Annotated in this window: 15 protein-coding genes; 8 read left to right on the top strand and 7 right to left on the bottom strand. The window is 46.1% G+C overall.

Annotation, left to right across the window (positions count from 1 at the left end):
- The first annotated feature begins 8 nt into the window (after positions 1 to 8).
- The 3 genes from CES81_RS00680 (at position 9) to CES81_RS00670 (ending at position 2504) form a co-directional block, all read left to right on the top strand.
- Positions 9 to 920, top strand: coding sequence for a proline-specific peptidase family protein (locus CES81_RS00680; protein WP_089120279.1), 912 nt, complete (start codon positions 9 to 11; stop codon positions 918 to 920).
- A 155-nt stretch (positions 921 to 1075) separates the two neighbouring features.
- Entirely contained in the window at positions 1076 to 1429 is a 354-nt protein-coding gene (locus CES81_RS00675) for a PadR family transcriptional regulator (protein ID WP_089120278.1), read from the top strand.
- On the top strand, positions 1422 to 2504 hold the full coding sequence (locus CES81_RS00670; protein WP_089120277.1) for a DUF4097 family beta strand repeat-containing protein: 1083 nt from the start codon (positions 1422 to 1424) through the stop codon (positions 2502 to 2504). Before CES81_RS00675 ends, CES81_RS00670 begins: the two co-directional genes overlap by 8 nt.
- A 45-nt stretch (positions 2505 to 2549) precedes the next feature.
- Here CES81_RS00670 and CES81_RS00665 read toward each other — a convergent pair whose 3' ends face one another.
- Both CES81_RS00665 and CES81_RS00660 read right to left on the bottom strand, forming a co-directional pair.
- Positions 2550 to 3137: a L,D-transpeptidase gene (locus CES81_RS00665; protein WP_089120276.1), complete on the bottom strand. Its 588-nt coding sequence runs from the start codon at positions 3135 to 3137 to the stop codon at positions 2550 to 2552.
- A gap of 86 nt (positions 3138 to 3223) precedes the next feature.
- Entirely contained in the window at positions 3224 to 4771 is a 1548-nt protein-coding gene (locus CES81_RS00660) for an ABC-F family ATP-binding cassette domain-containing protein (protein WP_089120275.1), read from the bottom strand.
- A 447-nt stretch (positions 4772 to 5218) separates the two neighbouring features.
- Between CES81_RS00660 and CES81_RS00655 the strand changes: the two genes are divergently transcribed.
- The 5 genes from CES81_RS00655 (at position 5219) to CES81_RS00635 (ending at position 9430) form a co-directional block, all read left to right on the top strand.
- Positions 5219 to 5602, top strand: a complete 384-nt coding sequence (locus CES81_RS00655; RefSeq protein ID WP_439951261.1) for a VOC family protein — start codon at positions 5219 to 5221, stop codon at positions 5600 to 5602.
- Between the two features lie 30 nt (positions 5603 to 5632).
- Entirely contained in the window at positions 5633 to 6307 is a 675-nt protein-coding gene (locus CES81_RS00650) for a CPBP family intramembrane glutamic endopeptidase (RefSeq protein WP_089120274.1), read from the top strand.
- A 456-nt stretch (positions 6308 to 6763) separates the two neighbouring features.
- Positions 6764 to 7759 (top strand): tryptophan ABC transporter substrate-binding protein, encoded by a 996-nt coding sequence (gene trpX, locus CES81_RS00645; RefSeq protein ID WP_089089109.1) that lies wholly within the window; start codon positions 6764 to 6766, stop codon positions 7757 to 7759.
- Positions 7756 to 8664 carry an ABC transporter permease gene (locus CES81_RS00640; RefSeq protein ID WP_089120273.1) on the top strand — a complete coding sequence of 303 codons (909 nt, stop codon included), beginning with the start codon at positions 7756 to 7758 and terminating at the stop codon, positions 8662 to 8664. The genes trpX and CES81_RS00640 overlap by 4 nt, the downstream gene beginning before the upstream one ends.
- A complete protein-coding gene (locus CES81_RS00635) occupies positions 8657 to 9430 on the top strand; it encodes an ABC transporter ATP-binding protein (protein ID WP_089120272.1) in 774 nt (257 codons plus the stop codon). The genes CES81_RS00640 and CES81_RS00635 overlap by 8 nt, the downstream gene beginning before the upstream one ends.
- 90 nt (positions 9431 to 9520) lie before the next feature.
- Here the strand turns inward: CES81_RS00635 and CES81_RS00630 are convergent, their stop codons facing one another.
- The 5 genes from CES81_RS00630 to CES81_RS00610 all read right to left on the bottom strand — a co-directional run bounded on the left by CES81_RS00630 (position 9521) and on the right by CES81_RS00610 (position 14292).
- Positions 9521 to 10690 (bottom strand): aminotransferase class I/II-fold pyridoxal phosphate-dependent enzyme, encoded by a 1170-nt coding sequence (locus CES81_RS00630; RefSeq protein WP_089120271.1) that lies wholly within the window; start codon positions 10688 to 10690, stop codon positions 9521 to 9523.
- A 15-nt stretch (positions 10691 to 10705) separates the two neighbouring features.
- Positions 10706 to 11839, bottom strand: a complete 1134-nt coding sequence (locus CES81_RS00625) for an aminotransferase class I/II-fold pyridoxal phosphate-dependent enzyme (RefSeq protein ID WP_089120270.1) — start codon at positions 11837 to 11839, stop codon at positions 10706 to 10708.
- A gap of 511 nt (positions 11840 to 12350) precedes the next feature.
- Entirely contained in the window at positions 12351 to 13217 is an 867-nt protein-coding gene (locus tag CES81_RS00620) for an NAD(P)-dependent oxidoreductase (protein ID WP_089089104.1), read from the bottom strand.
- A 12-nt stretch (positions 13218 to 13229) separates the two neighbouring features.
- Positions 13230 to 13550 (bottom strand): thioredoxin, encoded by a 321-nt coding sequence (gene trxA, locus CES81_RS00615; RefSeq protein ID WP_089120269.1) that lies wholly within the window; start codon positions 13548 to 13550, stop codon positions 13230 to 13232.
- Entirely contained in the window at positions 13525 to 14292 is a 768-nt protein-coding gene (locus tag CES81_RS00610; RefSeq protein WP_089120268.1) for a TerC family protein, read from the bottom strand. The genes trxA and CES81_RS00610 overlap by 26 nt, the downstream gene beginning before the upstream one ends.
- Positions 14293 to 14349 lie beyond the last annotated feature (57 nt).

Genomic DNA, 14349 nt, shown 5'->3' with positions numbered 1-14349 from the left:
TAATTCACATGAAACAAGGCACCACGATCATTACGCTAGATAACGGCTATCATCTGTGGACCAACACGCAGGGTGAAGGCGACATTCACCTATTAGCATTACACGGCGGCCCCGGCGGCAACCATGAATACTGGGAAGACACTGCTCAGCAGCTCAAGAAACAGGGCCTTAACGTTCAGGTTCATATGTACGACCAACTGGGCTCATGGTACTCAGACCAGCCCGACTACAGTGATCCCAAGATTGCTGAAAAATACTTAACTTACGACTATTTCTTAGGTGAAGTTGAAGAAGTCCGTCAAAAACTAGGTCTGGATCACTTCTACCTGATCGGTCAATCATGGGGCGGTGCATTAGTTCAAATGTACGCAGCGAAATACGGCCAGCACTTAAAGGGTGCCATTATTTCTTCCATGGTCGATAACATTGACGAATACGTCACTCACATCAACCAAGTCCGTGAAGAAGCTTTGCCAGCTGATGCTGTGGCTTACATGAAAAAGCAGGAAGCTGCCAACAACTACGATGACCCACAGTACCAAAAGTACGTAGACGTGTTAAATGATGGCTACGTTGATCGTAAAAAGCCAGCAGCTATTTCCCACTTGATTCCAACCATGTCACGCCCCGTTTATGGTGCTTTCCAGGGTGACAACGAATTCGTCATCACTGGTAAACTGAAGGAATGGCAATTTGAACCGCACCTGAAGGAGATCAAAGTACCAACTTTGCTGACCTTTGGCGAACACGAAACCATGCCGATTTCAACGGCTAAGCGGATGGCAAAAGAAATTCCGCACGCCCGCTTAGTGACTACGCCTGAAGGCGGCCATCACCACATGATCGATAACGCGCCAGTTTATTACGATCACTTAGCAACCTTTATCCGCGATGTTGAAAACAACAACTTTAACGATTAATCAATACAAAAGTCTGGCTACCAGTTAATTGGTAGCCAGACTTTTTTTGCCGGTTAGAAATGAAGGCTCACGTAAATACTCGAATATTATATTGACACACACAGTAATATGCTGTAAATTATTATTTGTCAAATAGTAATTAGAGGAGGCGGATCATGACTATCCGACCCGATATCTCAAAAGATCTTATCCGTGGCGCCACGGATGGTATCATCCTAAACGTTCTGTCACAAGGCGACTCATATGGTTACCAGATGGTTCAGCAAATAGCTGAGCTTTCCGATGGTCACTATGAAATCAACGAAGCGACTCTATATACGGTCTTTCGACGACTAAGCAAGAAGGGGTTAATCGACAGCTACTACGGGTCCGAGACCCAGGGTGGCCGAAGAAAGTACTATCACATTACTGAAGCTGGTATTACTGAACTGGCGCAATTCCGTAAAGATTGGCAGTTCGCTAAAAATACCATTACTCAACTCACAACGGGAGTGTTAAAACATGATTGATGACAACTTGATTTCAACTTTTTTAAAACCCATTTTTGCGAACTATCCGCAAACCGATGATAGCCGTGATTTCTACAACGAGGTAGCGGCTGATGTCCGGGAAGCAGCACAGGATTTACTGGATAGCAACGATGCAACTACTCCGGAACAAGCGGTTAAACTGGCCGTTGATTCACTAGGTGATTTAACGGAACCACTGCAATTAATCAGCGGTACTCAATCACCAGCTATCAGCCAAAACAGCTCAGCCAATTCAAGTTGGTCAGCCGATCTGATAACACGTATTGTTATGCACGCTGACGAAACCAAGGTTAACCTGGTGGCTAGTCCTGATGATCAGATTCATGTACATCAATATCAGCAGCCAAAATTAGCGTCCACCAAGGTTCAAATCAAGACACTTGAAAATACGCTGTCCATAGAAGCACCTTCACCTCGGTGGTTTCAGTACCTAATCCCGTTTCGACACCCAAAATCCACGGTTGAAATTGCCCTTCCGTCACAATTTGCGGGCCATTTAGAGGCCGAACTAAAATCCGGTACCCTATCCATAGAAAATGTAAAAAATCAGCTTCAGGCGAAAGTGGTACTGTCTTCGGGCAGTCTTTCAATTAACCACGCTTGGATCAAAACGTTAAGTGCCCAAATCAACTCTGGTCAATTCAAAGCCCGTCACTTTGCCAGCAACAGCTTACAACTCGATGTTCACACCGGGACGATTCAATTATCAAACGTAGAGTCCACCTTTGATATTAGTACCCATTCCGGAACAATTAAGGGGAATGTATTGACAGGAAAGGGTCAATTTACCGCCCATTCAGGCGCACTTTTCTTGGATTGGCAGCACGTCAATGGTGACGTGACTGTCATTAATCATTCGGGAACCGTGAAAATCCAAACGCCCATGAAAGATTCGTTCAAGTTTGACCTGCAAGCAAAATCAGGTACAGTCAAAGTTACCCGTAACGCAACTTATAGCGTTCAAGTACTTGGCGCTGCAATCGGTCAAGTTGGTGATAGGCCGCAATATGACGTCAAGGTGGAAGACCATTCCGGGACGATTCGTTTAAGTTAACGACCAAAAAAGGCTGACTTTAAAAGTCAGCCTTTTTTGGTATCACTAATTAATCACAACTTTAGTCCCATAGGTAACGTTGTCGTAGAACCACTTAGCATCCGGAACTGCTAATCTCACACAGCCGTGGGAATGAGCAGTTCGTCCCAGCATATCAGCTTCCTTAACGTTAAAGTGACCGTACTGATCAGTAGGTACGGTGTGGAAAAGATACGTGCCGTGATCCTTGAATGACACCCAATCTTTGGCGCCCTCTTTAGATTCACCATTATAGAAAAACTTACCCCGTTCAGCTTGAATGTGGTAGGTCCCGCGCGGCGTCGAATTATCAACACCAGTTGAAGCATACATGGTATAAACCGTCTTGCGACCATCCATAATGAAAACCCGTTGCTGCTGAACTGAGACGTGAACCCAGGGATCCTTCAGCTGCTTCCACTTAGGATACGGTTTATTCTCAGAAGGCTGACGCCAGTTAATATGAGTCGGCGACGCTTTTTTAGGAGCGGCCGCCCTTTTTGTCATTTGCGTTGCTGCCTGATCGTGCGTATCTGGCATCATTAAATGATTGGCCGTAATTCCTAGCACGGTGATGGCAATGATAACAGCAATGATTTGCAAAACCCGCTTCATAATTAATCTCCAAACATGACTTAGTACCATTATTGTAGCATGTGAATGTTTCAAGTGGATAACATTCAGGTAATGATAAAAGATTATTACTGATTCTTAAGACTTAATTTTTCAACGTTCAGCACTTTATCAGCTAAACCGTCGTAGAAACTAACCTCATGGCTGACGACGATCGCGTTGCCAGGGAATTTATTGATGGCGTCTTTTAGCGCTTCCTTGGTTTCTTCATCCAAGTGGTTAGTGGGTTCATCCAAAATCAAAAAGTTACTTGGTTCAAACTCCATCATGGCTAATTTGACCTTGGTTTGTTCACCACCAGAAAGCTGACCGATCGGCTTCATGGCGTTAGCGGCGTCCAACCCACACTTGGCTAACTTAGTTCGAATGGCCTTTTGGGGCAGCTTTTCGTACTTCGCTTGAATAATCTTCAATGGTGTCTCCTGATCGTTTTCCCATTCCAAGTCCTGGCTGAAGTAACTGACCTTAGCCGATGGTGAAAATTGAGCTGAACCGCCCTTTGATTTGATCAGACCAAGAATCGTTTTGATCAAAGTTGACTTACCAACCCCGTTAAACCCTTCAAATCCGACTTTTTCGCCGGTATTCACAGAAAATGTGACGGGCTTCAGCAACGGCCGGTTATAACCAACGGACAGATGGTCAACGACTAACGCGTTCTGCGAACCAGTATCTTCATACGGGAAGTTAAAGGTTGCTTGGATATTACTCGAAGGCGGATCCACCAACTCCATGTGCGACAGCTGCTTCTCACGGGACTTAGCTTGTTTAGAACGCGTCCCAGCCTTAAACTTTGCAATGAATTTTTCGGTTTTTTCAATCTTAACTTGCTGTTTTTCGTATTCTTTACGCTGTGCTTCTTCACGTTCTGCACGTTGTCTCATGGCTGATTTAAAACTGCCACGATACTTGGTGATCTTACCAAACGCAACGTTAATAATACAGTTAGTCACTTGTTCCAGGAAGTCATAATCATGGGAGATGATCATGGCCGCACCTTCAAAACCGTTCAAGTAATCAACTAACCAGGCAATGTGGGCCACGTCCAGGTAGTTTGTCGGTTCATCCAGTAAAATAACGTCGGGATTTTGCAGCAGCAGTTTGGCTAAAATGATTTTAGACCGTTGGCCACCAGACATTTGAGCGACTTCGTGGTCCCGGCCAATATCATCCAAGCCAAGCCCCGTAATGATCCGTTCAATTTCAGTTTCAATATCGTAAAAGTTGCTGGCTTCCAGTTCTTCTTGAATCCGACCGGCACGTTCCAACAACTTGTCATCCGCCGTTTCAGCATAATCAGTATACATTTGCGTCATGCGGGCGTTTTTATCATACAGGTCCTGAAACGCAGTGTGTAAAAATTCAATCAGCGTCATGCCCTCTGGAATATCGGCATACTGGTCCAAGTAACCAACGTGGACCCCGCGCTGCCACTTCACGGAACCGGAAAGCGGCAATTCATCACCAGTCAGCACCTTGATCAGCGTTGATTTACCAACGCCATTTTGGCCCACGATTCCCATGTGCTCACCCTTATTTAGCTGAAAACTCGCATCATCGTACAGCTGTTTATCAGCAAAGGCCATACTTAAGTTTTCAACTTCTAGTAAAGACATTTTTTTAATTTACCTCCTTCAATCGTGTGCAGCGGTAAGCTTTAAAGCATATCTAAGGGACTTTCAACAAACCTGATACTAACCCGTTTGTTAAAAGTCCCTTAGCTGCGACTCCCAGCCTGCCGGAACACCATCATTTAAACAGCCTTTAACGGCTAAATTTAAGTTCATTTTCAATTTTTCACAACACTTTACATTATCACGAAACATTTTTAATAGCAAGAAATCAAGCCCTAAACCGGCATGATATCGGGGTTTCTAAAACATGATTTGAAATATGTCTGATTCCGCTTGTGAATGAGATGGTTCCGCTTGCATTTTGATTTATAATTTTTGCCATTTAACTGTTTATCCACTATCACTTTGCGAATTAGCCATCATATTGAAAGCCATTAGCCTTTGACGTCCTGTGGTATAATAATTGCCATACTATAAACCAAACAAAGGATGACAAAGTTGAATATTAAAGATATTGATAGCCTGACTTTAACTGTCAGTGACGTTGAGCGCGCAATGCGTTTTTATCACGAAGTGTTTGACCTGCCCATCATCAAGGATGCTAAACAGCCAAGCCTACTTCTAGGTCACCATCACTTGGAATTTCGCACCGTCAATGACAAGGACGTTATCACCGCTCACGTCGTGACACCAGGCAGCGCAGAATTAGCTTTAGAGACCCATGACGACTTGGAAAACACCCTGTCTCACCTAACGAATTACGCGGTAGAAATTGCTGATGGGCCCGTCCCATACGAAGGCGCAAAGGGTGCGGCAACCGCACTGTGGGTACGCGATCCAGATCAGAATCTCATTAAGATCATTACCTATTAACTTTAATTAACAGAAACGGGGTGCCGAACCATGTCCTACATCAGACGACAAGCTTTACGAATCGGCGCTTTTATATTATTACTCATTGCGTACCTGACCAATTCCATACTGCTGGAATTTGCAACCAAGTACGCCGGCAAAAACGTGCCGTTAGCTGATCAGTTTATCGGTGCCATGCTGATTTCTGCGGCAGCGATACTAGTACTCTATACTTGGCTATACCAGCGACAACTTAAACGATATAATCCCAGACGGCTGGGTCATTGGGCCTTTAATCGCCACCGTATTGGCCAGCTAGTGATGTTCTTTATGCTAATGCTTGCCGTTCAAGTTGGCTGGTCGCAGCTTATTATCCACCACCTGCTGCCCATACCAAGTAATCAGTCCGCCTTGAACGGTCAGATACGGCAACTGCCCTTTTGGAATATGGCTTACGGTGTTGCCATTGCGCCCGTCTTTGAAGAATACCTGTTTCGCGGTTTCTTTTTCAACTTCTTCTTTTCAAAAAACTCGCTGACCAGCAACGTTTTGGGCGTTCTAGTCAGCGGCTTGATTTTCGGTTATCTGCACACGATGTCGTTTTCAGTAACCACCCTGTTCTACGCCTCATTGGGCTGGGTATTGGCCGGTGCGTATCTTTACTTTAAAGACATCAGATACAGTATTGCACTGCATTTCCTGAATAATCTCTGGGCCGTTATCTAGCATGAAAAAAAACATATTCTTGTTTCTATATTACAAAGCATGGTGTATAATATAGTCACGATAACTACAAATGTAGTTCATCAAGCGCGAAGGGACTCAACCTCATTTACGGGGTTGGGTCCTTTTGTTTCACCTATTTTTACATGACGGTCAATCACAATGAAACACAAGTGATACTTGCGCAACCCAGTGCCGGTCTCTATAATAGGAGATATTCTAGTTCGGAGGAATTCAACTGGCAAGGACTACTAAACAGTTTGATCCTTGGCAGTCCCGGTAACCGAACCGCTGATTTGATGCGGTTTGAACACCATGTTCAATACGTGTCTATGCCGGTTACTTTGTTTTTTGAGTGACGCTGCATGACTAACCTTGCACGTCGCGCTTCCTAGACGACTTCTGTGAGGGGTCGTCTTTTTTTGTTCAATAATTTTATTTAGATTGGGGAATCGAATCATGAAGCGACTATATGCATTAATCGCTATTATTGTTATTTTTCTAGGCTTCGCTTACGTTGGTGAAGGCGGAACTGGCCGACCAGCTACGGTTGCCAAACCAACGGTCGGTATCTTGCAACTGATGTCTCACCCGGCCCTAGATGCCATCCACCACGGTATCATTCACGGTTTAAAGGAGGAGGGCTATCGACCAGGCAAGAACATCAAAATTGATTTTCAAAACGCTCAAAACGATCAAAGCAACTTAATGACCATGAGCAACCGGTTTGTTAACGAAGACGCTGACGCTACTATTGGAATTGCCACACCGTCAGCTCAAGCTCTAGCAAACGCAACGTCTAAAATACCCATCGTTTTAGGTGCCGTTACCGATCCGCAGGGGGCTGGCTTAGTGAAGAACAACCAGCGACCCGGCCACAACATCACCGGTGTTTCGGACCAAGCCCCATTAAAAGAACAGCTTGGTTTGATCAAACAAGTCATGCCGAAAATGAAAACGTTAGGCATCTTCTACACTTCTAGCGATGATTCAGCTGCTGCTCAGTACAAGCAATTTAAGGTATTATGCGCGCAGGAACACATCCGGTTAAAAGCTTACTCCATTTCTAACACCAATGATGTAGACCAGGTCTCACAGCAAATGGTCCAAAACGTGGACGCGGTTTACGTACCAACCGATAACACGGTGGCTTCTGCTATGCAGACACTGATCAAAAATTCCAACGCTGCCAAAGTACCCGTTTTTCCAGCCGTTGACACCATGGTTAAAAGCGGCGGCTTAGCAACTTACAGTATCAACCAATACAAGCTTGGCGTTTTGACTGGCAAGATGACGGCTGCCATCTTAAAGGGTAAAAAGCCGGCCACCACTCCCGTGAAGTTCATTCGTCACGGTGATCTGATTTTAAACATGAAAGAAGCTAAGCGACTGGGGATCACCTTCCCCGGCTCACTGGTTAAAGAAGCCCAAAAGAAGGGGGAAATCATCAAATGACATTTGGATTAGGCGTTTCTGCCGTTGGTCAAGGCCTATTATGGGCAACCCTCGGTCTCGGATTATTTCTGACCTTTAGAATTTTAGACTTCCCTGATATGACCGTTGAAGGGACTTTTCCTATGGGAGCAGCGGCCTGTGTGGCAGCAATCAATAACGGTATCAACCCGATTTGGGCAACCTTAATTGCCATCGGTGTCGGGATGTTATGCGGGTTAGCAACTGGCTTGCTATACACCAAGGGCCGGATTCCGATTCTGCTGGCCGGTATCTTGGTCATGACCGCAGCGTATTCGGTTAACCTGCGGATCATGCATGGCCGTTCAAACTTAACGCTGCTAGATAAGCCGTCACTATTAAAGCTGCCGATCTTTGCACACACACCAATGTACTTCGACAGTGTTTTCCTTGGCTTTACCGTGATCGTCATTCTCACGTTAGTGTTGATTTACTTCCTGCAAACCGACCTCGGTCAAGCCTTCATCGCAACGGGCGATAACGAAAAAATGGCCCGGTCATTAGGAATCAAAACCGACAACATGAAGATCATGGGCCTCATGGTCTCTAACGGTGTTATCGGTTTAGGCGGTGCTTTGGTCGCGCAAAACGACGGTTACGCTGATGTTAATATGGGGATCGGGGTCATCGTGATCGCACTGGCTTCCATCATTATCGGTGAAGTCGCCTTTGGTGAACTGACCATGAACCAGCGTTTAGTGGCCGTCACATTAGGGTCGATTCTTTACCGGTTTGTCCTGCTGATCGTCTTGAAACTAGGCTTTAACACAAATGATTTGAAACTGTTCTCATCCGTGGTTTTAGCCCTTTGCATGATGGTACCAGTCTTCCGGGACATGTTCGATCTCAAACGCGTTTGGAAACGGGGGATTGCCGCTCATGACTAAACCAATTTTAGAATTACGTCACGTTGTTACCAAAGTTAACCGCAACACACCTGAAGAACTCACCCTACTGAAAGATTTAAACCTCAGCATTAACGAGGGCGACTTCATCACGATCTTGGGTTCAAACGGTGCTGGTAAGTCCACGCTGTTCAACACTATTGCGGGTAATTTAACCATCGATTCCGGCGATATCTTACTGCGGGGCCAATCTATTGCCAATGAATCTGAGGAACGGCGCACCCGGTTCTTGAGCCGGGTTTTCCAAGATCCCAAGTTAGGGACTGCACCGCGGATGACTGTTGCGGAGAACTTACTGTTAGCCACTAAACGAGGTGAGCACCGTCACCTGAAACCCCGCCACCTGAAACAGCACATGGCTGAGTTTAAGCAAATGACCAGCGGCATGGGTAACGACTTGGATGAACGGCTGACAACGCCAACTGGCAGCCTGTCTGGCGGTCAGCGGCAAGCCCTAAGCTTCTTGATGGCAACGCTGAAGAAGCCCGACATCTTACTGTTAGACGAACATACAGCCGCCCTTGATCCGAAAACTTCTCAGGAGCTGATGGCAGCTACCAACGAACGAATTACTGCCCAGAAGCTTACCTGCTTAATGATCACCCACCATTTGGATGATGCGTTAAAGTACGGCAATCGGCTGATCGTCATTAGCGACGGTAAAATTACCTATGACGTTTCCGGTGAAGAAAAACAGCAATTAACACAGGAGAAACTGTACAGTTTCTTCTCGGATCTGCAAGAATAATCACCATTTAAAAAACAGCGTTTCAGTGCATCCATCTTTCGGATATGCTGAAACGCTGTTTTTAGTCACGCTGCTAAGAAGTCGTCTTCATTAATGCTGTAGCTGTTCAATTTTTGCAAAGGCCTGCGCGAAGTCCGCCTTCAAGTCATCAACGTCTTCAACCCCGACGGATAATCGTAACAATCCATCAGAGATCCCGCAAGCGTGGCGCTCCTCAGCTGACATTTCCGCGTGGGACATCTTTGGCGGGTATGAAAGGATCGTTTCCACGGCACCGAGTGACACTGAAAATACCGGTATCTTTAAGTCTTGGACTAACCGGCGGACGTTATCTTCAGACCCGACGTCAAAGGAGAGCACCGCACCGCCGGAAGTGGCTTGGCTGAACTGAACGTCATGCCCGTCAAAGTCGGCTAGCCCAGGATAATTGACCTTCGTAACAAGGGGTTGTTTTTGGAACCACTTTGCTAGAGTCAACGCACTATCAGCCTCCGCTTTTACGCGAACGCCCAGCGTTTTAATACCCCGCAGCAGTAACCAGCAGTCACTAATGCCAAGTGTGGCCCCCATTGCGTTTTGGATAAAGTAAACAGCGTCACCTAATTTCTTGGTCTTGGTCACGATCAAGCCAGCCAAAATATCCGAGTGACCAGCTAAAAACTTGGTGCCGCTATGCAAGACCAGATCAGCGCCAAGGTCCAGCGGCTTTTGGAAAATTGGGGTCATAAAGGTATTATCAGCAAAAACTAACGCATCGTGTGCATGTGCCACCGCAACGACTTGCCTGATAGCCGTTACCTTAAGTGTCGGGTTAGACGGCGTTTCAATGTAAACCACCTTCGTATTCGGCTTAAACGCTGCTTCAAGTGCCGCTTTATCACCGCAGTCAACAAACGTATAATCAATGCCGTAATTGGGCAAGATTTGAGTCACCAACCGGAACGTACCGCCATAAACGTCCTTGGTAACGATCACGTGATCCCCTTGGTGCAAGGTTAAAAACGCCGTTGAAATGGCCGCCATGCCAGTGGCAAACGCGAAGCCGCGAGTCCCGTGTTCCAGGGCTGCAATGCTGTCTTCCAGCACATCACGGGTCGGGTTGCCGCTTCTCGTGTAATCATACTTGCCAAAGTGATCTAGATCCGGTTGAACAAACGTTGATGATAACTGGATGGGCGTATTCAGCGCCCCCGTTGCTGGATCCGGTTTAGTTGTGGTTTTAATTACTTTAGTGGCATCGCTAAATTCTGAATGACTCATACGAATCTCTCCTCCCTATTTTGCAACCTTAGCTGGTGCAATGGCAGCTTGAATCGCCTGCGTTAGATCATCAATTAAATCGTCACTGTTTTCAAGCCCAACGGACAAGCGCAGCAGGTTTGCGGTAATGTGTTTAGCTTGACGTTGCTCTTCCGATAAATCAGCGTGGGTTTGGATTGCTGGGACCGTCATTAGGCTTTCCACACCGCCCAGGCTTTCAGCAAACGAGATCACGTTGAGGTGCTTTAAAATGGCATCCACCCACTCACTACGATGGACGTAAAAACTGATCATGCCGCCATGGCCGGGATAAAGGACCCGATCAACCGCACCATTTTTCTCCAGTGCTGCCACGATTGCTTTGGCGTTGCGTTCGTGCTGCGCTAATCGCAACGGCAGTGTTTTAAGGCTTCTCAGCAAGAGCCAACAGTCAAAGGGATCTAACGTTGCCCCAGTTGTCATTAAGTTGCGCTCAAGCCACTGGGCATCCGACTGGGACTTACAGATCACAGCGCCAGCTAAAATATCGTTGTGCCCGCTCAAATACTTCATTGCGCTATGAACGACCAGGTCAGCACCCTCATTTAACGGTTGCTGGAGCAGCGGTGTGTAGAAGGTATTGTCTACGATCACCTGCACCTCGTGACGATGCGCTACCTTGGCCGTTTGCTGGATATCAATTATTTTCATGGTTGGGTTGGACGGGGTTTCTAACCAAATCCCTTTGGCATGCTCATGAGCCGCCAACTGATCTAACTGATCAAAGTCTTGCCCGTTCCAAAGGTGAAATTTCAGCCCGTAATTATCCGTTAGTAAATCAAAGAACCGGTACGAGCCACCGTAAAGATCGTCAGAAACGATAATTTCGTCACCAGTTTTAAACTGAGAAAAGACCAGCTGAATCGCAGACATCCCGGAACTAAGTGCGAACGCTGCCACCCCGTTTTCCAGCTTCGCCAGTGTTTGCTGCAGAACATCTCTTGTTGGACTGCATTCGCGGGAATAATCATAACCGGTTGACTGGCCCAAACCTGCGTGGCGATAAGCCGTGGAAAAATACAATGGGGTCGAAACTGATCCTGTCTTAGCATCGTCTGTACGGTTACCTGCTTGAGCTAAAATTGTTTCAATGTGTTCCCTTTTTGTCATACACTTGTCCTCCTTGACTTAATCCAAATGCGTCATCATCAATGTTTGGTCTCATATCAGGACAATAAAAAACCTTCGCCCCAAATTGATCGGGGCGAAGGTTTCGCGTTACCACCTGAAATTTACTTGAATCTCACAATTCAAGCCTTAATAAGTACGGCAGTTTTTCTGCTATACTCTGCAAGATATCGATTGCTAACGGAGTGGGTAGCAGACATCTACCCCCACTCAAGCTCGGGGATCATCTTCGGTTGTTCAATTTGACTGCCTCGCACCTGCCGCAGCTCTCTTAACAAATCGACCCAACGTACTCTTCTCGTCATCACTTAATATGAGATTGTTTTTAATGTAACTCTCATTTTACAGCATGTCAAGCCGCTTTCTTCCACAGGTTTGTTTTCACCTGAAAGTCGGTGTTCGCCACGGCTTCGAAACGGTCATCCCTAAGTAACTTAAATGAGAATAAAAAAGTTTCAGTAACCCCATTTTAGGAGTTACTGAAACATCACCTTTAAAGGTTCTCATACAGTTTAATTAAGCCCTGAGTACCATCGTCGCCAAGGCCCTTTTTATCCACCATGGTTTCATAGAGTTGCTTTGCCAGTTTGGTAGCTGGCAGGTCGAGCTTCATTTTATCGGCTTCATCTAATGCAATTCGTAGGTCTTTCAGGAAGTGTTTGGCAAAGAATCCCGGCGTGTAGTCACCCTTTAGAATTCTGGGGGCGTAATTATCCATGCTCCAGTTGTCAGCACCGCCGCTGCTAAGCGTATCAAGCACGTCAGTCATGTTTAACCCCGCGTGCTGCGCGTAAACCATCATTTCAACGGTGCCAGTCATGGTACCGGCAATCATGATTTGATTGGCCATTTTAGTATGCTGACCCTTACCGGCTGGTCCAAAACGATGCACCTTTTGACCCACTAACTCAAATAATGGTTTCACGGCATCGTAAGTGGTCTGATCACCGCCAACCATCACCGTCAGCGTGGCCTTTTTGGCACCGACGTCCCCACCGGAAACGGGGGCGTCTAGCGCGTGCGCATTGAGCTCGTCTGCTTTAGCAGCGATCTTCTCAGCCAATGTTGGTGTACTAGTGGTCATATCAACCACCGTTTTACCAGCAGCCAGTGTACTAAAAATACCCTGATCACCAAAATAAATAGCATCGACGTCGGCCGGATACCCGACCATTGAAAAAATGACGTCTGCTTGCTCAGCTACTTCAGCAGGTGTCTCCACCCAAGTAGCACCGTTAGCTACTAACGTATCCGTTTTTGATTTGGTCCGGTTATAGACTACTAAATCATGACCAGCTTCTAACAGGTGCAAAGCAATGGCACCGCCCATAACACCCGTACCGATAAATCCTAATTTCATGATACAGCCCCCTTAATCGGTTGCCAATTTCCGGTCTAAATACTTTGCTAATTTTTCTTTTGGATACAACCCAGTTACCTTTTCAACCGCTTTACCGTCGCGAAACAGGACCAGACTAGGAATACTCATTACCTTGTAGTTCATGGCCAGGTCCTGGTTGTGTTCCACGTTCAGCTTACCAAACTTGATACGATCGCCATACGTTGCTTCCAACTGTTCCAGGATCGGATCCATCATTTTACACGGCGCGCACCAGTCTGCCCAAAAATCAATCAGCACCAATCCGGTAGCTGTTTCTGAGGCTAAATTAGCCTTGGTTATCGTGACTGCCATTTGTTGTCTGCTTCCCCTTTCTGCGAATGAAGTGGATGATAAGTGTGATCACAACTGCCGCGACAACGATCAGACCAAAAGCAGCAGCTGGTACCTCAATATCAATCATTGGAATACTAATAAATAGCTTAATCGCAATCAAGGCGATCAAACCATATGCCATGGGTTCAAGTTCGGGAATGATCCGCATCAGTCTCATGATCATTTCAGCCACACCACGCATCGCTAAAATACCGATCATCCCACCAATCAGCACAATGACTGGATTAGATGAAATCGCCAGTGAAGCTAACACTGAATCAATCGAGAAGACGATATCCATTAACTCAATTTGCATCACAACGGACCAGAACATTGAAATATGCCGCTTCTTATTAGAAACTAGCCGACGGGTATGCTTCACCCGTGATTTTGAGAAGTATTGAACGGTCAAGAAGAGCAGGTAGCCAGCTCCCAAAACCTTAATTTCCCAAAGGTTGATTAGATAAACACCAATGCCAATAATTAAGAAACGAAAAATATAGGCGCCCCAAATCCCGTAGAAAAGGGACTTTTCGCGTAGTTTCTGGGTTGGCAAAGCCTGTGTCTGTGCGGCTAGTACTACCGCGTTATCTACCGAAAGCAAACATTCAATCAGCACTAGGGAGAAAATAACCAGCCAGTCACTCCCAGAGCTGATGACAGTTTCCCAATTATGAACACTAAAAAAGGGACCATAAAGTTTTCCTATTAGATCAAACAATCTCGTACCTATCTCCTATCATTGTGTTGATATTCGCATCATACAGAAACCTACTAG

The sequence above is a fragment of the Secundilactobacillus pentosiphilus genome, assembly GCF_002217985.1.
Taxonomy (GTDB): Bacteria; Bacillota; Bacilli; order Lactobacillales; family Lactobacillaceae; genus Secundilactobacillus; species Secundilactobacillus pentosiphilus.
The sequence above is the reverse complement of the archived record's forward strand: the minus strand, read 5'-3'. Positions and strand labels throughout refer to the sequence as shown.